General features: G+C 47.3%; 21 protein-coding genes. 9 read left to right on the top strand and 12 right to left on the bottom strand.

Annotated elements, in window-relative coordinates:
• Positions 1-144 precede the first annotated feature (144 nt).
• The 4 genes from gldD to mutY form a co-directional block, all read right to left on the bottom strand.
• Entirely contained in the window at positions 145-705 is a 561-nt protein-coding gene (gene gldD, locus Q1B04_RS11470) for a gliding motility lipoprotein GldD (protein ID WP_299758954.1), read from the bottom strand.
• Between the two features lie 13 nt (positions 706-718).
• Positions 719-2,089: a gliding motility-associated protein GldE gene (gldE, locus tag Q1B04_RS11465; protein ID WP_299758953.1), complete on the bottom strand. Its 1,371-nt coding sequence runs from the start codon at positions 2,087-2,089 to the stop codon at positions 719-721.
• Positions 2,090-2,115: 26 nt separating this feature from the next.
• Entirely contained in the window at positions 2,116-2,592 is a 477-nt protein-coding gene (locus Q1B04_RS11460) for a single-stranded DNA-binding protein (RefSeq protein ID WP_299758952.1), read from the bottom strand.
• Between the two features lie 114 nt (positions 2,593-2,706).
• Positions 2,707-3,798 carry an A/G-specific adenine glycosylase gene (gene mutY / locus Q1B04_RS11455; RefSeq protein ID WP_299758951.1) on the bottom strand — a complete coding sequence of 364 codons (1,092 nt, stop codon included), beginning with the start codon at positions 3,796-3,798 and terminating at the stop codon, positions 2,707-2,709.
• A 324-nt stretch (positions 3,799-4,122) separates the two neighbouring features.
• On the opposite strand from mutY, the gene Q1B04_RS11450 reads away from it, so the two are divergent.
• The 3 genes from Q1B04_RS11450 to Q1B04_RS11440 all read left to right on the top strand — a co-directional run bounded on the left by Q1B04_RS11450 (position 4,123) and on the right by Q1B04_RS11440 (position 7,178).
• The gene (locus tag Q1B04_RS11450; protein ID WP_046309325.1) at positions 4,123-4,428 is read left to right on the top strand and encodes an HU family DNA-binding protein; all 306 of its coding nucleotides are present in this window, start codon (positions 4,123-4,125) and stop codon (positions 4,426-4,428) included.
• Positions 4,429-4,488: 60 nt separating this feature from the next.
• A complete protein-coding gene (locus Q1B04_RS11445) occupies positions 4,489-5,358 on the top strand; it encodes a tetratricopeptide repeat protein (RefSeq protein ID WP_299758950.1) in 870 nt (289 codons plus the stop codon).
• Between the two features lie 215 nt (positions 5,359-5,573).
• A complete protein-coding gene (locus tag Q1B04_RS11440) occupies positions 5,574-7,178 on the top strand; it encodes an Rne/Rng family ribonuclease (protein ID WP_299758949.1) in 1,605 nt (534 codons plus the stop codon).
• A gap of 67 nt (positions 7,179-7,245) precedes the next feature.
• On the opposite strand, the gene Q1B04_RS11435 is transcribed toward Q1B04_RS11440, so the two are convergent.
• Entirely contained in the window at positions 7,246-7,905 is a 660-nt protein-coding gene (locus Q1B04_RS11435) for a porin family protein (protein WP_299758948.1), read from the bottom strand.
• Between the two features lie 74 nt (positions 7,906-7,979).
• Between Q1B04_RS11435 and gldB the strand changes: the two genes are divergently transcribed.
• The 3 genes from gldB to Q1B04_RS11420 all read left to right on the top strand — a co-directional run bounded on the left by gldB (position 7,980) and on the right by Q1B04_RS11420 (position 10,957).
• A complete protein-coding gene (gene gldB / locus Q1B04_RS11430; RefSeq protein ID WP_299758947.1) occupies positions 7,980-8,984 on the top strand; it encodes a gliding motility lipoprotein GldB in 1,005 nt (334 codons plus the stop codon).
• 91 nt (positions 8,985-9,075) lie between these two features.
• Positions 9,076-10,281 (top strand): glycosyltransferase family 4 protein, encoded by a 1,206-nt coding sequence (locus Q1B04_RS11425; protein WP_299758946.1) that lies wholly within the window; start codon positions 9,076-9,078, stop codon positions 10,279-10,281.
• Between the two features lie 184 nt (positions 10,282-10,465).
• Entirely contained in the window at positions 10,466-10,957 is a 492-nt protein-coding gene (locus Q1B04_RS11420) for a hypothetical protein (RefSeq protein ID WP_299758945.1), read from the top strand.
• Between the two features lie 66 nt (positions 10,958-11,023).
• Here the strand turns inward: Q1B04_RS11420 and nth are convergent, their stop codons facing one another.
• From nth to Q1B04_RS11385, 7 genes are all read right to left on the bottom strand, one after another.
• Positions 11,024-11,707 (bottom strand): endonuclease III, encoded by a 684-nt coding sequence (gene nth, locus Q1B04_RS11415; protein ID WP_299758944.1) that lies wholly within the window; start codon positions 11,705-11,707, stop codon positions 11,024-11,026.
• A gap of 20 nt (positions 11,708-11,727) precedes the next feature.
• Positions 11,728-11,958 carry a hypothetical protein gene (locus tag Q1B04_RS11410; RefSeq protein ID WP_299758943.1) on the bottom strand — a complete coding sequence of 77 codons (231 nt, stop codon included), beginning with the start codon at positions 11,956-11,958 and terminating at the stop codon, positions 11,728-11,730.
• Positions 11,933-12,535 carry a sigma-70 family RNA polymerase sigma factor gene (locus tag Q1B04_RS11405; protein WP_299758942.1) on the bottom strand — a complete coding sequence of 201 codons (603 nt, stop codon included), beginning with the start codon at positions 12,533-12,535 and terminating at the stop codon, positions 11,933-11,935. The genes Q1B04_RS11410 and Q1B04_RS11405 overlap by 26 nt, the downstream gene beginning before the upstream one ends.
• Before the next feature lie 594 nt (positions 12,536-13,129).
• Positions 13,130-13,513 carry a group III truncated hemoglobin gene (locus tag Q1B04_RS11400; RefSeq protein WP_299758941.1) on the bottom strand — a complete coding sequence of 128 codons (384 nt, stop codon included), beginning with the start codon at positions 13,511-13,513 and terminating at the stop codon, positions 13,130-13,132.
• A gap of 5 nt (positions 13,514-13,518) precedes the next feature.
• Positions 13,519-13,839, bottom strand: coding sequence for a cupin domain-containing protein (locus Q1B04_RS11395; protein WP_299758940.1), 321 nt, complete (start codon positions 13,837-13,839; stop codon positions 13,519-13,521).
• Between the two features lie 178 nt (positions 13,840-14,017).
• Positions 14,018-14,356 carry a hypothetical protein gene (locus Q1B04_RS11390; protein ID WP_299758939.1) on the bottom strand — a complete coding sequence of 113 codons (339 nt, stop codon included), beginning with the start codon at positions 14,354-14,356 and terminating at the stop codon, positions 14,018-14,020.
• A 500-nt stretch (positions 14,357-14,856) separates the two neighbouring features.
• A complete protein-coding gene (locus Q1B04_RS11385; protein ID WP_299758938.1) occupies positions 14,857-14,982 on the bottom strand; it encodes a 30S ribosomal protein THX in 126 nt (41 codons plus the stop codon).
• 311 nt (positions 14,983-15,293) lie between these two features.
• Between Q1B04_RS11385 and uvrA the strand changes: the two genes are divergently transcribed.
• The 3 genes from uvrA (at position 15,294) to Q1B04_RS11370 (ending at position 19,941) form a co-directional block, all read left to right on the top strand.
• On the top strand, positions 15,294-18,101 hold the full coding sequence (gene uvrA, locus Q1B04_RS11380; RefSeq protein ID WP_299758937.1) for an excinuclease ABC subunit UvrA: 2,808 nt from the start codon (positions 15,294-15,296) through the stop codon (positions 18,099-18,101).
• 634 nt (positions 18,102-18,735) lie between these two features.
• Positions 18,736-19,497, top strand: a complete 762-nt coding sequence (tpiA, locus tag Q1B04_RS11375) for a triose-phosphate isomerase (protein ID WP_299758936.1) — start codon at positions 18,736-18,738, stop codon at positions 19,495-19,497.
• A gap of 90 nt (positions 19,498-19,587) precedes the next feature.
• On the top strand, positions 19,588-19,941 hold the full coding sequence (locus Q1B04_RS11370) for a DUF6150 family protein (RefSeq protein WP_299758935.1): 354 nt from the start codon (positions 19,588-19,590) through the stop codon (positions 19,939-19,941).
• Positions 19,942-19,944 lie beyond the last annotated feature (3 nt).

Below are 19,944 nucleotides of genomic sequence, written 5' to 3'. Positions count from 1 at the left end.
AAAGCCCCGACAGGAGTAAATGCTGCCGGGGCTTTATACTTTATACTTGTTGTCTGAATCAGGATTTACAGGATGCATGGATGGACAGGATTTTTATTCCTGCTCAGCTTTTTATCAAGCAATAAAAAACAATCAACAACCAGCCTATTTCCACTCCAGTGTATTCAGCAAGTGTACGATGTCCTTCTTCACAAACTCAATAACCGGAGCTAAAGAATCGTTTTGGGTGGCGGTGCGGAAGTATAAAGCGCCGCGTAGAAAGTGGTCGGTAGAGTCAGTGACGTAGAATTGGAACTGGCTTGGCACTTCGCCTTCCAGCTCGAAAACCGCAGCTATATCGCCGGTAGGCACCTTGATCTGGGATTCCTCGATGGCGTAGGCTTTAATTTGGTGCTTGGCGGTAAGTTTACGTGCATCCTCCACCAGGTCGTTCAGCATTTTGGGGTTGCTCTGCAGTTGCTTGTACGTCAGCTGCACATTGGCGCCCAGGCTGGGGTAGATGATATTAATCCAGTGCGGCTGTGCAATGCCGGAAGAGTCAGGGCGTATTTTGGCGTGCTGCGAGTACTCAAAAGTATACGGGTGTGCCTCCTGCAACTGCTGGTACGACTGCGATGGCAAATCAATGCGGTTATACCCTTTAGGCTTTGGAGTATATTCCTCGCCTGCGCAGGCTGCCATGCTTGCTAGCAGGCTTAACCACATAAACGCTTTTAGGCTACCCAACTTTATGATACTGTTCTTTTTTACTTGTGACATTGATCTTTACTCGTTTCACACGCTTTAAGTCCGCCGACTCTACAGTAAAATGGAAGCGCCCGAAAGAAGCGTCTTCGCCGGATTTCGGGATTTTGGAGAACAGCGCTAACATCAGGCCAGCCACCGTTTCGTTTTCACCTTTTACCTCATCAAAGGCATCAAAAGGCACCTCTGTAATTTTGCAGAAATCATGCAAAGAGGTTTTGCCATCAAAGATATAGGTATTTTCGTCGAGTTGAGAGTAAATAATATCGTCATCATCGTCAAACTCATCATTAATCTCGCCTACAATTTCCTCCACAATATCCTCTAGTGTGAGCAAGCCCACTGTGCCACCATACTCATTTACGACGATGGCCATATGCACATGCTTCTCCTTAAAGTCCTGAAAAAGGTCGGCAATTCGCTTTGTTTCCGGCACAAAGAATGGCGTGCGCACTAACTGCTGCCAGTTAAAGTCTTGCCCTTTGCCCAGGTGCGGCAAAAGGTCTTTCACGTAAAGTATACCTTCAATGTGGTCAGTGTCTTGGTTATAAACAGGTACGCGCGAATAACCCCATTTCACGATCTCCGGCATTAGCTCAGGTAGTGTAAGGGCTGTGTTGAAAGCCACCATATCAATGCGCGGCCGCATAATCTGTTTTACAGAAATAGCCCCGAAGTTTACCACGCCGCGAAGTATCTTGCGCTCCTCCGGCGAGGTGTCGGCGTTTATAAGCGCAACATCTAGGCTATGGTGTAGCTCCTCTATCGTATGGGTATACCCCCTGATAATGTATTTGCGGTCTACATACTCGTTGATAGAAATTAGCAGCCAGGAGATAGGACGCACTAAAACCTGTAGCCTGTCCAGCACGCCTGCCATACGCTTTACCAGCGGCATGCGCTGTTTCTGAGCGTATACTTTTGGCAGCACCTCCCCACAAAAAACAATGAAGAACGTGGCAAACAGCATGCACAGTGCAAAAGCGCCAACAGACAAAGACATGGTGCCAAACACCTGCCAGGCCACATAGGCAAATAGCGTGATGATGGCAACGTTGATGCCGTTGTTAAAAATCAGTATAGTGGTAAGAAGCTTGCGCGGGTCCTGCAGGAGGCGATACACACGTTGCTCAGCGGGGTGCTTGCTTGTTTTGCACTGCTCTAGCTCCTGCTCCGAAAGAGAGAAAAATGCTGCCTCGGCACCTGAGGTCAGGGCCGAGAGCAGCAATAAAATCAAGCCGCCTGCTATGGCAGCCAGGTATTCAAATCTAAGTTGCGTTAGCGAACTCTGTAAAAGTTGGAGTAGACTATAACTTAGGGGGTCTCCGGGATCTGTACTTTCCAAGATTGTTCAGTTTAATGGAACATAGGTTAGAACGGCAGGTCGTCCGGCTCATCATTCTGGAACCCGCCGGCAGCTCCGCCGCCTTTGCTGGCCGTTGGAGCAGCGCTGTAGTTTCCGCTGCTTGCCGCATTAGAGCTTTGATAGTCACCGCCGCCGTTGCCGCTACCGCCGTTAGGGCCGCCGAGCATGGTCAGGTTATCCACCACAATCTCGGTGCTATAACGCTGAACGCCTTCTTTATCTTGGTAGCTGTTAGTACGGATTTTGCCTTCGATAAAAACCGAATTGCCTTTACGCAGGTACTTTTCTGCTACCTCTGCAAGACCTCTCCAAACCACAATATTATGCCATTCGGTGCGCTCCTGCTTCTGTCCGCTTTTATCCTTAAAGGATTCGGAAGTTGCGATTGGGAAGCGGGCAACAGCCACTCCACCTTCCAAGTGACGTACTTCCGGGTCTTTGCCCAGGTTTCCGATCAGGATTACTTTGTTTACACTTGCCATGTCTTTTTTTGTCTAAATATAACGTTTAATTGGGCTACTCCAACAACCAAGCTGGAGGCAAATATGGCTTTTACTGAACTACTAGAATGCTTTTATTACCAGAAAAGTTTCAGCCTATAAATATACTAAAATCTTAGCATCTTTCAAATAGCTGCTGATCAAAACTGGCTTCGGTAAGGCCTCTATTTTTTCGGTGTTATAAAGTGCTAACCTTGTCTCCTGAAGTACCTCCTCTTTTAAAGGCGCTTTAAGCTTAATACGGTAAAACCGCGCTGTTATTTTCTGGTGGCTAAGTACGTGTTTATAATCTTTAGCGGGCGGCTGCAGCTGCGCATTTTGTACTGGCACGCCTGCTTCTCGTAGTTCCTGCAGGAGGCGCTCGGTTGGCAAGTCTTTGGTGTCGCTCTCATAAAGATAGAAGTCATAAAGCCCCTGCCAAATGTCTCCCTCCAGGCGCTTGCGCAGGTAAAAGCTACCCTCCAGCTCAAACACAATATAGTGGAAAAAGCGTGGCCGCGCCGCCTTGGCCTTCGATTTTACCGGCAGCTCCTGCACCATGCCATGGTTAAAGGCAAAACAGCTCTGCTGCAGCGGGCAGAACAGGCAGTCGGGCATTACGGGCGTGCACTGTATGGCCCCAAACTCCATAATGGCCTGGTTGTAGGTGTCCGGTTCATTGGCGGGTACCAGTTCATCGGCCAGTTTCTGGAATATTTTTCGGGAGGCGGGGGCGGCAATATCGTCCGAGATGCCAAAGACACGCGACAACACCCGAAAAACATTGCCATCCAGCACGGCCACCTGCTCTTTAAAGGCAAAAGCCGCTATGGCCGCAGCCGTGTAGCTGCCCACTCCTTTCAGCTTTATCAGTTCTTCGTATCTGCCTGGAAATTTGCCCTCATACTTTCCTACTATTATTTGCGCTGTGTGGTGTATGTTGCGGGCCCTGGAGTAGTAGCCGAGTCCTTGCCAAAGCCGCAGCACCTCGTCTTGCGGGGCTGCAGCCAAATCGTGCACGGTAGGGTATGCCGCTACAAAGCGCTCGTAATAAGGCAAGCCTTGCGCCACACGCGTCTGCTGCAGGATTACTTCCGAAAGCCATATAAAGTATGGATTAGTAGTATCGCGCCAAGGCAGGGAACGTTTGTGCCGGCCATACCATTGTAGGAGTGTTCTTGAGAAATGCGCGTATTCGGCAGTTGACATTAATTGTATCGCTTAAAGTTTGCAGAACAGGCAAGTTACGTCATTGTTTAAGGCAAGCGCAAGTATAGAACCAATGGGTAAACATTAAAATAATGGCAGGCAAGAAGCGTTACCAGATGGTAAGTGTTTAGCAGCGGTTGCATTACGGCAGGTGAAACGCCTTAAAAATGGCTTTTTTTCATCCCTAATAATTTAGCACTAAAGCTTTTACTATTCGAAAAGTAAAACTACCTTTGTGCCCCGAAATTTACCGTTTCACGGAACAGGTTGATTTCCAAAGATTAGAAAGTTAACATATTATTAATATCCTAAAAATCTAAGAAAGTGACTAAAGCAGAAGTAATATCAGAGATTGCTGATAAGACAGGGATTGATAAAGCAGATGTACAGTCTACAATCGAGGCTTTCTTCAAAGTGGTGAAGGACTCAATGGCTGATGGTAACAACATCTACGTGAGAGGTTTTGGTAGCTTTGTGAATAAGAAGCGTGCGAAAAAAGTAGCTCGTAACATTTCTAAAAACACATCTATCATTATCGACGAGCACTTTATTCCAAGCTTCAAACCGTCTAAGACCTTCATTCAGAAGATCAAGAACAGCAAAAAGATTCAGGAGCTTACGCATTCTTAATTTTTTGTATCTTTGCTGATCTTAAATTGAATAAAGCATTACAGCACTAAGGCAAAAAGAATGAAACGGACACAAATACTGATAGTTGTTGCAGCCATCGCGTTGGTGGCCGTTCTATTCTTTTTGCCTAAAGTTGTTGTGGATAATGACGATCAGGACAACCTAGCCGGAAACCAGACTACTGCCGCCGTGCCGGAAGGCCACTCAGAAGATGATGGCCACAACCACGGAGCAGCAGAAGAGGGACCAGCGGTAGACGCTCACAGAACAGCCACACCAGAGCAGCTGATGGCGCTAACAACAGCGCGCGCCAAGTATAACAAGGCTACCGATGAGCAGGCACGCAGTCGTGTGGCTGTAGAACTTGGGGAGGCTTATGCCAACGCTGCCAAGTATGATAGCGCTGGATATTATTACGAAGTTGCCGCTAAGGCCCGTGGAGGTGAGAAAAGCTTTAAAAGAGCCGGAGACGCTTACTATGAGGCTTTTACGTTTGCCGCTACACAGGAGCGTGCCAGCGAGTTGGGTACAAAAGCCCGCAGCATGTATGAGCAGGTGTTAAAGAACAACCCTTCTGACCATGATGCCAAAACAAACGTAGCCATGACCTATATCGCGACCTCAAATCCGATGCAGGGAATTACCATGCTACGCGAGGTGCTGACATCAGACCCTAACAACCAGAAGGCGCTGTTTAACCTTGGCATTCTGTCCATTCAGTCAAACCAGTTTGATAAGGCTGTAGGGCACTTCCAGAAGCTTGTTGCGGTAAACCCGGAGCACGTGGAAGGAACCTTCTACCTGGGTGTGGCGTTGGCTGAGACGGGGCAGAACGAAGAGGCTAAAGAATTATTTAACAAGGTGAAGGGCATGAGCACGGATCCGGCCTTGAATTCCTCGGCAGACGAGTATCTGGCAAGATTACAGTAGAGAGTTAAAGAAATCATCCATAAAACAAAAACTACAAGATTATGCCTTGCGGAAAGAAAAGAAAAAGACATAAGATCGCTACACACAAAAGAAAGAAGCGCCTTAGAAAAAACAGACATAAGAAGAAGTAATTCTTCTGCGTTCACGAGGGCCCACTTTGCATAAGCTAAAGTGGGCTTTGGTCTTATACATCCAACATAACCATTTGAGAGAAATTGAGCAACGAGCTAATTATCAATTCTACTCAAGATGGGGATCGCATTGCGCTTTTACAGGATAAGAGACTGGTTGAATATCATTTCGAGTCGAAGGACACGGACTACATAGTAGGCGATATTTTTCTGGGAACTGTAAAAAAAGTAATGCCTGGACTGAACGCCGCTTTCATTGATATTGGCTACCAGAAGGATGCATTTTTGCATTACCACGATCTGGGCGCCAATATCAAAACACTTAACAAGTATGTTAAAGCGGCGCAAACACAGAAGAACGCAACACCCAAGCTAAACCAGGCGAAGTATGAGCCTGAGATAGACAAGCTCGGCAAAATAGCTGACGTGCTCAAGAAAGGGCAGCAGCTGCTGGTGCAAATTGTAAAAGAACCTATCTCGACCAAAGGCCCACGCTTATCCTGCGAGCTCTCTCTTGCCGGACGCTATCTGGTGCTCGTGCCGTTTTCAAACACGGTAAGCGTATCCAAGAAAATCGTTAGCAAAGAGGAGCGAAACCGACTGAAACGCCTGATCACAAGTATAAAGCCGGAGAATTTCGGCGTGATTATCCGGACAGTGGCAGAAGGCCGCGATGTGGCAGAGCTCGACAGAGACCTGCGTACCATGTTAGCAAATTGGGAAGAGGGCTTTAAAACCCTCAGAATAGCAAAGCCAAATGATAAAATCATTGGTGAGCTCAATCGTTCTTCCTCCATCTTGAGGGATTTATTAAACGAGAGCTTTGACAACATAGTAGTTGACAACACGCAACTCTATGACGAGATCAAGGCATATGTTCAAAGTATAGCGCCGGAAAGGATCAAGATCCTGAAGCACTATACGGGCAAAACCAAGACCTTTGAACACTTCCACATCGAGAAACAGCTAAAAGCTGCATTCGGTAAAACAGTGACAATACCAGGAGGCGGATACCTGGTAATAGAGCACACCGAGGCACTGCATGTAGTTGATGTGAACAGTGGGAACAAATCTAATACTGAAACCGATCAGGAGGCAACCGCACTGCACGTAAACATGATGGCCGCCAAAGAAGTGGCCCGCCAGTTGCGTCTCCGGGATATAGGTGGTATCATAGTAGTTGACTTCATTGATATGAAGTCGCCGGAAAACCGCCAGAAAGTATACGAGGTGGTAAAGGAGGAAATGAAGCGAGACCGTTCGAAGTCTACGATCCTTCCTATCTCGAAATTTGGCCTGATGCAGATCACCAGACAGCGTGTAAGGCCCGAGCAAAACATTGTAACCGGAGAGGTTTGCCCAACATGTGGCGGCACCGGTAAAACATCTGCCAGTATTCTGGTAACAGACGAAATTGACGCAGCGGTAGACGACCTGCTGACCAGCCACAACCACAAGAGTCTGGAAGTATACTTACACCCGTTTGTGCATGCCTACTATACCAAAGGCTTGATCTCACGACAGGTGAAGTGGTTCTTCAAGTACTTCAGGTGGGTGAGCTTAGTAAAAGACACCTCCCTTGGCATTCTTGAGTTTAAAGTGATGGATAGCAGAGGAGAGGAAATTGAATTGCGATCCGCCTTCAGCGACATGAATGGCGTGCAAGATAAAGAAGAAGAAGTAATTTAAATTACTCACAAAAAAGCCGCTGCTAATTACTAGCAGCGGCTTTTTTATTATAACCCCGGTGGCTGATCTAGAACTTCAGTCCGAAATCCAGGGACACACCGTTATTCTTTACAGAGATATTCTTGTCATCAAATTTTTCCTCATAAAAATCGTCTATGTCAGTAAGGCCACGGTGGTAAGTAAGTCCGCCGAAAACCTTTGTACTCTGACCCATCTGAAACTCCACGCCGCCTCCTAAGATAGCATCCGTTTCAAAAATATTGAAGCGCTTTATAACCTTCTCACTGTTTATTACCTTCTTGTCGTTTACCTGCGCAGCCACTTTCGTGTTAAGCGAGCCACCCACCTGGAAGTATAAAATTGTGCCTGGGGCTACCTCATTGGTAAATAGCTTAAGCGTAATCGGCAATTGAATGTACTGCACTGAAATATCGTCTTTCGCAGAACGGCTAAAACCGCTGTCGTCTGTTTCGGTATAAGTAATTTCAGAGCCTTTGCTGCGGTACATTAAACCTGTGCTGAAAGCGTAATTTTGAGCAAAAAAGTAGTCAACCACCACGCCAACGCCAAGGCGAAGCTTGTTGCTCTCCTTCTCAAAGTTGTACCTGTCTTCAGCCACGAAGCGGTTGCCGGAAATGGTGGGAGATAACTGCAAACCGATCTCAACCTGAGCCATAGATGTGAACCCAGCGCACAAAAACAGCATTAAGAGTGTAATTTTCTTCATCAGCATAGCTTTTATTATACTTTGTGTTACCCTATTACGAAGTAACCCCCTATTTTTGTACAAAGATACGAAACATGTATTATAGATTACTTATACTTGCCATACTTGTATTTTCTTTCGGATGCGGTGACAAAGGGTGCGAACTGCCTGAAGAAATTGCCAAAATTCCGGTTGAGGTGCAGATAGAGCGGCTGGAGAAGCCTTTTTTTGCGGCTGATACAAAAGCGGATATAGCCGAATTTATCAAAGCAAACCCATACTTTACGGAGCAGTACCTGCAGCAGGGGGAGTATCCGTCCGACTCTGCTTTTATCAACCCGCTATACGGCCTTGCAACCAACCCAGCCCTAGACTCGCTGGCGCAACAGGCCATGTATACTTTTGCGGATATGGAGGAGCAGGAAAAACAATTGGAAGGCGCCTTCAAAGTGCTTAAGTATAACTACCCTGAATTTGAAGCGCCGCAGGTAAAGACCTTTGTAACTGGCCTTGGTACTCTGGGCAACGACTTGTATGTTTCTGACAGCCTGATCGTGTTTGGGATAGACTACTTCATTGGACCGGAAGCAAAGTATCGCCCGCAGGCCTACGAGTATATACTGAACCGCTATGAGCCGGGTAAAATGGTGCCTGCCGCCATGCTGTTGCTATCCAACCGTTTCAACGATACCAATTTTGCAGACCGCACATTGCTAGCCGAAATGATTGGCATGGGCAAGGCATATTATTTTGTAAAAGAGGTTTTGCCGTGCGTGCCTGATTCGCTGATCATCTCTTACACAGATAAGCAAATTGCAGATGTGTTCCATAACGAAGGCCGGATTTGGGCACATTTTGTAGAGAAGGAATTATTGTTTGATAAAACTCCATTCAACATAAATAAATATATTGGTGAGCGCCCGAACACACCTGAAATTGATGCCACTGCTCCCGGCAGGATAGGCGCCTGGTTAGGCTGGCAGATTGTGCGGAAGTACATGGAACGTAACCCGGATGTGAGTTTGCCAGAGTTAATGGCCGAAACAGATTACCGCAAGATTTTTGACGGATCAAAGTATAAACCAGAGAAACGACGGTAATTTTTAAAAGCCAAATGGCTTAGCTGTTACATTGCTGAAAAGAAAATTCTACGCGCATCAATGTAACGATCCACCAATTCAACAATCAAGAATGCATATTGCCCTCCTTAATCAGCATCACCATAATCCGGACTGCCCCGCCACGTGCCGGCATTATACTTTTATGGAGGAGCTGGTGCAAAAGCATAGGATAAGCTTGGTGACAAGCGACGGCTGGCGAAAAGTTCGTATTACAAATAAATACAGTTGGGTGCCCAACAGGGTAGAGTTGCAGGAGTGTATTGCGCCATACTCTAATAAAATGGGTGTGCGCAAACGGCTTAAGTCTTTTGCAGGTTTTGCCGGTAGTGCCTTTAAACGAACTATGCAGCTGCAGAAGCCGGATGTTTTGTGGGCGGTTTCAACTCCGCTAAGTACGCCTTGGGTTGCCTCTCAAGTGGCTAAACTGAGAAATGTGCCGTGGGTTTTTGAGGTGCAGGACCTGTGGCCGAGTTTCCCGATACAGATGGGGGCAGTGCAAAATGCCTGGCTGCAGCAACGGCTGTTTAATATGGAGCGCCGCCTGTACGAAAGCGCTAGCCATATCATCACCCTTTCTCCGGATATGACGGATTATATAGCAAGCCTTGGTATTCCGCAGGAGAAAATCACGACTAACTATAACGGCACTGATTTTAATATGGTGGATGCCGTGCAGGAGCAGGAGGTGGAGGAGCTGCGCCGAAAGTATAAATTGCAAGACAAGCAGGTGGTACTGTACGCCGGCACTTATGGCCGCGCCAACAGCATGACTACCCTCATGCAAACCATCCGAAGTATGGCTCAGGATGAAAGTATAATGTTTGTACTGACGGGCAACGGATACTATGAGCCACAGCTAAAAGAACTGGCACAGCAAGTCACTAATTTGCTGCTGCTGCCGCCGCAGCCCAGGCCGGACGTGTTTAAGCTCTTTAAACTGGCTGCTATATCCTTAGTGACTTTTAATGATCTGGCCGTGCTAGCCAGTAATTCGCCTGCTAAGTTTTATGACAGCCTTGCCTGCGGCACGCCTACTATTGTTACCAACCCCGGCTGGACAAAAGCATTTGTAGAGAAGTATGAGTGTGGCTGGTACACGCCCGCCGAGCAGCCGGATGCGCTGGCACAAACCCTGCGTGAGGTATTGGCACAGCCGCAGCTGCTGCAAGCTACCGGAAAAAGGGGAGAGGCAGTAGCGCGAGATCTATTTGACAGAAAAAAGCTGGTAAGGCAGGTAGAGAGTATTCTGGCGCAAGTGGCAAACAAGCATATATAGAGCCTTTAGGTTAATTTAATTAAATATTTAATATTTGATTATCAAGTTGTTATTGATGGGTCGGCTTTGTGGATAATCTACATTTGGTTTTTGGCACATGGTTTGGATAAGTAAAAATACAAGCACAAAACGCCTTAACTAGGCTGTGGTGCTGATCTATCTAACCTACTTAAAACCAAAGAAGATGAAAAAGAACCTATTAATGCTTGCACTAGGTGTGCTGATAGCAGGAAGCTCTGTAGCACCAGCAGTAGCACAAGACAATAATAAAACTCGCCAGGAAGCCAGAATGCATAAGCATAAAGGCGAGCGCAAATCTCCTGAAGAGAGAGCCAAAGCTAGAACAGAGCGTATAACAAAAGAGCTTGATCTTACTAAAGCACAGGCTAAAAAAGTAGAGGCCCTACACCTGAAAGAGGTTAAAGAGCGTGAGGCAAAGCGAGCAGGTTTTAAGAAGAGCGACCGGAAAGATGCTACTGCACGTAAGCAGATGCGGTCTGAAATGATGGCTGCTCATAAACGCCACAACGAAGAGATGAAAGACATCCTCAACAAAAAGCAGTATGCCAAGTATGAGGAGTTGCAGGCTCAGAAGCGTGAGCAAATGAAAGCCCGCCACCAGGAAAAAGGTAAGCGTGGCGCCCAGCAAGAGAGAGGCAGAATGCAATCCCGCTAGAAGAAGTATAAAACAGAGACAGGCAAGCCTATAAAGCTTGCCTGTCTCTGTTTTATACTTCTAAATCTACACCCCACCCAGTTTATTCTCCGGGTCATCCGGTATGTTAGGGAAGTTCTTCTGGAAGAAGGCACAGAAATGGGTTAGAGGGCATTCCTCGCACTTAGGGCGGCGGGCTAGGCAAATGTAGCGGCCATGCAATATAAGCCAGTGGTGCGCTTTGGAAATAAGCTCATCCGGAATGTTGGCAACCAACTGCTTCTCTACCTCCAGTGGCGTTTTGGCGGTTTTTGTTACTAAACCCAAACGTTTGCTTACCCGGAACACGTGCGTATCAACGGCCATGGCTGGCTGGTTCCAGATAACAGAAACTATTACATTTGCTGTTTTACGGCCAACGCCCGGCAGCTTCACCAGTTCCTCCACAGTGTTAGGTACTTCCGCATTAAACTTTTCCAACAGCATCTTGCCTAAACCAGCCAAGTGTTTGGCCTTGTTGTTTGGGTATGATATACTTCTGATCAGCGGAAAAATATCCTCAGGCGTTGCAGTGGCCAGTGCCTCAGCCGTTGGGTAAGCCTCAAATAGGGCAGGCGTTACCATGTTCACACGCTTATCGGTGCATTGGGCGCTCAGCACCACGGCCAGTATCAGCTCATAAGGGTTGCTGTAAGCCAGTTCGGTTTCCGGCTCCGGAAAGTGTTGGGTAAAGTACTCAATCAGGAGCTTGTAGCGTTCCTTTTTCTGCATAAAAAAAAGCTTGCAATCAGTTAAGACTGCAAACTTAAGCTTTTTGAGTAATTTAATATGTTTTGTACCGAGCGTTCGCTTGGCGCTTTTGCTGCCCCATCAAGGAGCTGCTGGAGCAGGAGCAGGTCGGAGCAGCCCTCGGCCAGCTCTGAGTCTTGCATTAACGCTGATTCCAGCTGCGCGCAGGCGTCGTCGGCCAACTCGTCATATACGTACTGGATCAGTTCATTCTGAGTAGAGGTTTGTATCATACGCAATATTACTGTTTAGCATCTTTTTCCTGAGGTTGATCAGCGCATAGCGCATCCGGCCCAGGGCAGTGTTGATGCTCACACCGGTAGCGTCAGCTATCTCCTGAAAGCTCATTTCTGCGTAGTGGCGCATCATAAGCACTTCGCGCTGCGACTGTGGCAGCGTTTGGATAAGCTCGCGTAAACGGGCATGCGTGTCCTCTTTTATCTGCAGCGACTCCGCAGAGTCCTCAGAGAAAGACATATTATTAAACACGTTGCTGCCGTCTTCCAGCGTGATCACCGGGCTTCTTTTCTCTTTACGGAAATGATCGATTGCCAGGTTATGTGCAATACGGCATATCCAGGAAGAAAACTTGCCCTCCTCGTTATAACGTCCACCCTTCATGGTGTGGATGGCTTTGATAAAAGCATCCTGCATGAGGTCCTCGGCCGTGTACGAGTCCTTTACAATCAATAAAATAGTGGTGTAGACTTTGTTTTTGTGCCTGTTTACAAGCTGTTCAAACGCACCTTCATTACCTGCGATGTAGAGAGACACCAATGCTGAGTCGCTCATCTGGGTAGTTGTATTCATCTTAAAGCTACATTAAGTTAACGTAGAGCTTTATATCATATTGTAGCGTTTACTTGTTATTAAACAGTTTTTATCAGAAATGTAAATCAAATATATAGAACGCCTTTTGGATGTGCAAGCATTGATGCCGGTAATATTCAAAAAAAATAAGTTGGCCTTATACTTGCCACCGCACTAAAACGTTGCGCTGCTTTTGCTTAAAGTGGTATATACGTTAAGATAATCAAAGTTATAATGCGATGGGTTAAATTTAGTTTTCCACATATTGAAAGAAAAGCTATTGGTTTGTGCAGTAGGTTGTTATGGTCTAGTTAGCTTGCCGAGCTTATTGAAAGTGGAGTTGAGCACAAACAGTATATAAGGTATGGAAGGGCAAATTCTTAATAAGAGGACAAGTTGTAGCCTTGTTGTTAGCTAAAAAAGGCTGTGCCGCGCAACTTGCCTAGACATCAAATAAATGCAGGCCTCTTTCGAAAGTATAAATGCCTTCAATACTTTGCTCTACACCTAAGTATGATTGCCGTAAAATGTAAGAGGCAGTAGCTGGTGGTGCTACTGCCTCTTATAAAATGACAAGGAAGGCTGCGGTACTGCTTATCCCTCCTTATCAAGTATGCTGAGCAGGCCCATTTTCATCTGGAAAATGCGCGCAATACTTTTAGCCTTTTGCTTTGCTTCTCTAGCCTTAACGCCTTCAAAAAGCTCATCTACAGTTTTGGTAAATAGTGCTGTCCAGCGCAAAAAGTGCTCCTGCTGGATGGGCAGGCGCATGTGCTTCGGAAACGGCTGGCCCTTGTACGACATGCTCCCAAAAAGCAGCGAACTCCAGAAGCTGTACATAATGGGCAGGTGCTGCTGCCATTCTACGTTTGCAAAACCGTTAAACACCGGCGATAGTAACTCATCCTGGTTTACGTGGTGGTAAAACGTATTTACGAGCAGCTTTATGTCTTCTTGGGTTGAAATGTCTTTCTTCATTGTTATTACTTGATAAGCACCATTTTAAAGTTGCTTGTTGCCTGCAGGGCGTGCGGCTCATTTGCTGGTATGCGGTACACTTCCCCTGCTTTCAGGTGCAGCCTCGTCTGGTAAATATCAAAAGTGCACTGCCCCTCCAGCATAACCAGCAGTGCGTCGTGAGCTGTTTTATGCTCCTTTAGCTGCTGCCCCTGCTCGAAAGCGAAAAGAATAATTTTCTGCTTCTCGCGCTCAAAGATAACCTTGCTTTGGAATCCTGTGGGACTAAAAGCCAGTTGGCTGCCCATTTCGGTAAATTCCTGTAAGTTATTTAGTGTATGTGCCATACCTTCTCCTGCTGCCTTTTGTAAAGTACAAGTTTACAAAGGTAGAGCCACCCGAAAAATGATCTATGTCATGTATGGGTTAATTTGTGGAGGAAAAAGTATAGGCATAAAAAAATCCTTCGAGAGAGCTGAGGAATCTTCGAAGGATGGTCTGACAATTAAGAGACTGTGCTGGCTGTTACTTTCTGCTGTAGCCTTTCAGGCGGTTAAGTATAAGTAACAGGCGGCGGTTAATCTCGCGCTCCTCTACCGGGTTGCATTGCGCGGAGATATCACATGGCGTCTTAAGCTTGGCTTCTACGGCCTTCAGGTGGTCGAGGTAGCACTCCAACGTTGTGCAAGATACATTTTTAAGTATATCTGCTTCAGCCTCATTCTCCTTTTTATATTTTAGGTTTATGGCTTTAGCAATTTCTGTGTTGATATACTTTGTTACTGCGTCGTCGGTAGTGATTTCCTGCTGGTACACCTTCCGCTCAATGTTCTCCAACAAATTTCTGATGTTCAGTACTTGCATGGAATAGTGTTTTAAAGATGAAAATAATTTATTTAATGCTTAATAGACCTTAAGGTACGAACCTTTATGGTAAGTGTTGGCTTGGAAAAGTATAGTTTACATACTAATAACACCCGAGCCGCTGTGTTAACAGTGAGATTACAATATTGTTACAGCAGGCTAATCAAAATACCTTATGCCCGCCTAATTAAGTGTGGCTCGAAACTAAAAATAGGTAAATCTTTATACTTCCTTGAATAGGACATAGTTGCAGAAAAAGCCTTGTTTTTAGTAAAATTTTTGGATGCAATTGATTAATAATGCTAAAAGTCAGTAAGGCAGCTTATTGCTACCATATTGTAAAGCCCTTACTGTTTGATGTTAATTACTGTTGTTGCCGGGTAGGGGCGGGATAGGTATATTACCTGTTATGGCTAAGGCAGACAAGTGTAAAAATCCAAAACCGCCTCACTCAGGCATTTAGGTTCCGGAGCAAGGCGCTTTAAGATAGTTCTGCTGCACTACTCGGCAGATGCCTCCTTGTTAAAAGGCTTCATTTTGAGGTTGTAATCTTTACGAGTCCGCTTTTTCCCGAAAGTGCCTTTCGTGATTTTGCCTTTTCTGGATTTTTTGTCGCCTTTTCCCATGATAAAACAATGCTTAAAACTTTGTTTAACAGTAACAATTCATACGCTTTATATGCCGGTGCAGGTTGTCTGGCAGAGGCTGAATTTTGTTGCTGGATTCTTGCCCCAGACCTAGCCGCTGCCGCACTACCTCCTGCCTGGTCTCTGCTGAAAGTATAAAGTTACTCGGTTGGCAGGCAATTGCCTCTGGCTCTAACTGCAACAAAGCCCTTCAAAAAGCGGTTATCTATTCGTATCTTTACAAATTGAGAATTCGCATAAAACAGCCTCATAAACGGCTACTTATACTTGCCAGAGAGGCTAACTGATATATGGTAAATAACACGGAAGATAAATTAGAAGAACTTGACGCCCGGCAGCACATTATTATCAAAGGCGCACGGGTGCACAATCTTAAAAACCTGAGCGTGGCCCTGCCCCGCAACAAGTTTATTGTCATCACCGGCCTCTCGGGGTCGGGCAAATCGTCGCTGGCTTTTGATACCTTATATGCCGAAGGGCAGCGCATGTACGTGGAAAGCCTCAGTTCTTACGCGCGCCAGTTTCTGGGCCGCATGGATAAGCCTGATGTGGATTATATCAAGGGCATCAGCCCGGCCATTGCCATAGAGCAGAAGGTAAGTATAAAAAACAACCGCTCCACCGTTGGCACCAGCACCGAAATTTACGATTACCTGAAGCTGCTCTACGCCCGCATTGGCAAAACATACTCTCCGGTATCAGGCGAGGTGGTGCAGAAAGACTCTGTGGCGGATGTGGTGGATTTCATTTTCTCCCTGGAAGATGAGGCCCGGGTGATGATTCTGGCGCCGCTGCACCAGCACAAGGAGCGCACACTGGCCAAAGAACTGGACCTGCTGCTGCAGAAGGGGTATTCCCGCCTGTATGCCGACGGGCAAGTATACTTTATTGAGGAGCTGCTGGAAGAGAAAAAGCCTAAATTGGGCAAAGAAGCCTATATTTTGGTAGATCGTGCCGTTATCTACAAAACTGATGAAGACCTGCAGTTCAGAATTGCTGACTCCATACAAACCGCTTTTTTTGAAGGCCATGGTGAGTGCCGCATAAAGTATGGCGATAATGAGGAGCGGGTGTTTTCTGATAAATTTGAGCTGGACGGAATGGTGTTTGAGGAGCCGTCGGTCAACTTTTTCAGCTTTAACAACCCATACGGCGCCTGCCAAACCTGCGAGGGTTTTGGGAGTGTGCTTGGCATCGATCCGGACCTGGTGATACCAGACAAAAGCCTGACAGTATACGAAGGAGCCATCGCACCGTGGCGAAGCGACAAAATGAACGAGTGGCAGCAGCCGCTTATCAAAAACGGTATCCGCTTCGATTTCCCGATTCACAGGCCTTACAACGAGCTGACGGAGCAGGAGCAGGAGCTGCTATGGAAAGGTAACAAGTTCTTTTCGGGCCTCAACGCCTTTTTTAGAGAAATACAGTCGCAGACACATAAAATTCAGTACCGCGTGATGCTGTCGCGCTACCGTGGCCGCACCACCTGCCCCGACTGTAAAGGCTCGCGCCTGCGCAAAGACGCCAGCTACGTAAAAGTAGGCGGCAAAAGTATAACCGACCTGGTGCTGATGCCCCTGACACAGGTGCTGCCGTTTTTCCGCGACCTGCAGCTAACGGAGCACGAGCAGAATGTGGCCGAGCGCCTGGTAACGGAGGTAACAAACCGTCTGAGTTACCTGGAGCGTGTTGGCTTGGGCTATCTCACCCTCAACCGCTTGTCTAACACGCTTTCCGGCGGCGAGAGCCAGCGCATTAACCTGGCTACCTCTTTAGGCAGTGCCTTGGTTGGGTCTATGTATATTCTGGATGAGCCAAGTATAGGATTGCACCCAAAAGATTCGGAGCAGTTAATCGGGGTGCTGCGTACCCTGCAGCAGTTAGGAAATACCGTTATTGTTGTGGAGCACGAGGAAGAAATGATGCGTGCGGCAGATCAACTCATAGACATTGGGCCTGAAGCTGGATCTGGCGGAGGCAACCTGATGTTTCAGGGTACTTTTGCAGAGCTCGCCGAGAAAGCGGATACCTATACCGCAAAATATTTAAGTGGCCGCATGGAGGTGCCGGTTCCTGCGCAGCGCCGTAAGTGGCGCAATGCTATTGAGCTTATCGGTGCACGCGAGAATAACCTTAAAAACCTGAATGTAAAGGTGCCACTGGGCGTGATGACAGTGGTTACCGGTGTGAGCGGCTCCGGCAAATCAACCTTGATTAAGAAGATACTGGCTCCGGCTATGCAAAAGCTGCATGGCTCTACCGCAGAGGCTACGGGTAAGTTCGATAAACTGGCCGGCGACTATAACAGCATCGAGCATGTGGAGTTTGTGGATCAGAACCCGATCGGCAAATCGTCGCGCTCTAACCCGGTCACTTATGTTAAGGCTTATGATGCCATCCGGGCGCTGTACGCAGATCAGCCTCTGGCTAAATCGCGTGGCTTTAAGCCCTCTCATTTCTCTTTCAACATTGAGGGCGGCCGCTGCGAAGTATGCCAGGGCGAAGGGCAGGTGAAAATTGAGATGCAGTTTATGGCTGATATCTACCTGACCTGCGATAGCTGCCACGGACAGCGCTTTAAGCAGGACGTGCTGGATATCAAGTTTAAAGACATGAGCATTTCCGACGTGCTCAACATGACAATTGCAGACAGTATAAACTTCTTTGCTGATCAGCCAAAAATTATTGAGAAGCTGAGGCCGCTGAACGATGTAGGTTTGGGTTATATACGCCTGGGGCAGTCTAGTAACACCCTCTCGGGTGGCGAGGCGCAACGCGTAAAGCTGGCATCTTTCCTTACCAAAGGGGCGCAGCCGCACCAGGATAATATCTTATTCATTTTTGATGAGCCTAGCACAGGGTTGCACTTCCACGACATCAGCAAGCTGTTAACTTCCATTAACGCACTGATCGAGAACGGCAATACCGTCGTTATTATTGAGCACAACATGGATATTGTGAAATCCGCAGACTGGATTATAGACCTCGGACCAGAAGGGGGCACAAACGGAGGCCATTTATTGTTTGAGGGCACGCCGGAGGAAATGATTAAGCTGGAAGACAACCACACCGCCAGATTCCTGAAAGAGAGGCTGTAAAGTAAGTATAAAGTATGATTAAAAAGCCGCTGCAAGTATAAATGCAGCGGCTTTTTTGTTGTGCCTGTGTTCAACCCCAACCCTCATTTCGCCCCTCCCCTTTTATCGAGGGCCCCTACCCCCAAAACAGGGGAGGGAGTTTGGTTCAAGCTCCGTCAGCCGTGGCTATCGAACCACCCCTAACCCCTCAGAGCTACGCTCGCTAGTTTCGAACTCCCGTTCTCACTAGTCCAAGGCGGGGAATTCTGTAGAAGCTCCGTCAGCAGCGGCTATAGAGAACTGATCCCAGTCCTTGGGTTGAGCGCCTTGTATTGATGCGGTGCCCGAAGGGCAGCCTACAGCGAAGCGATGGCAGCTTCAATACACCGCGCGATACCCAAGGACGAGGCCTCCCGGCCTTGAGGGAGCCAAAGCAAGAGGTGAAAAGAGCAGGTTGTAAGGCTAGGGATAAACAGCAGCTGGAAAGTATAGCTTGTATCTAGTTGCGAGAAGCTGTGGCCATGGGAGTATATCTCTGAAGATAATATCCATACTAAGTATGAATAGGAGAGGTACACCAAATTTTCCTATCTTGCCGTAAAGCTTCTGAGCAAGCAAAAGCAAGTATAACCATCATCAACCCAAAGTATAAAACATGAGAAAACGAATTGTTGCAGGCAACTGGAAAATGAATAAAACCGCTGAAGAGGCGCTTTCGCTGGTGTCGGAGATCGATAACATGGTGAAAGACGAGGTGAATGGCGATGTAGCAGTAGTTGTGGCCCCTCCTTTCCCGTTTCTGCAGAGCTTAGGCAAGCTAACACAAGGCAACGATAAAATGCACCTGGCAGCCCAGAATGTGAGCGAACACGAAAGCGGCGCTTATACCGGTGAGGTGTCTGCGGCTATGCTAAAGTCAGTGGGTGTAGAGTATGTGATTATCGGGCACAGCGAGCGCCGCATGTATCACCATGAGGATGCCCAGACCCTGTACCAAAAAATGAAAACCACACTGGCACATGGCATGAAGCCGATTTTCTGCTGCGGAGAGCCGCTGGAAGAACGCGACGCTGACCGCCACTTCGACTATGTAGGCAAGCAGCTGCACGACAGCCTTTCTTACCTCAGCAACGAGGAGTTTGAGCAGGTAGTTATCGCTTATGAGCCAATCTGGGCCATCGGTACCGGTCGCACCGCCAGCAGCCAGCAGGCGCAGGAGATGCACGAGTACATACGTGAGCAAATTGCGCGCATGTTCGATGCCGAGGCGGCTTACAACACTTCCATACTTTATGGCGGCAGCTGCAACCCGGCCAACGCACAAGAACTGTTCTCGCAGAGCGATGTGGATGGCGGCCTGATTGGCGGAGCCTCTCTAAAATCCAGAGATTTTACGGATGTGATCAAATCCATATAAAATACAAACAGAAATTGCTAAAAAGGTCGCTAGCCCACTGGGTTAGCGGCCTTTTTTTGTATCTTGCCAATATTTCAACAAATTAATATTATGCAGATACTGTTCACGATCTGTATGGCGCTGCTGCCATACCTGAACCCTGCTGCTGCCACAGAAGTCGGGCGAAACCACTGCCAGGTATACGGGTCTGTGTACCTGGAACGAAACCCGTTATATAAAAACACCGCCACGCATATTGTTTACCTGGGAGAGGAAGAGGCTTTTGCTGATATGGTAGTATACCGCGAGAGCAACAAGCTCTTTGCCGATGCACCCGCCATCTGGTATGTAACTCCCAACAAAGCCTTTGCCAACCATGTGCTGTACGTAACGGAGCAGCGCCACCAAGCTGATTTTACCGTGCATTTTACCGATGCGCGATCTTTTGCCACTTGTCGAGATTAATAT

Source organism: uncultured Pontibacter sp. (genome assembly GCF_947495565.1).
Taxonomy (GTDB): Bacteria; Bacteroidota; Bacteroidia; order Cytophagales; family Hymenobacteraceae; genus Pontibacter.
This window is presented reverse-complemented; position numbering and strand designations above follow the sequence as displayed.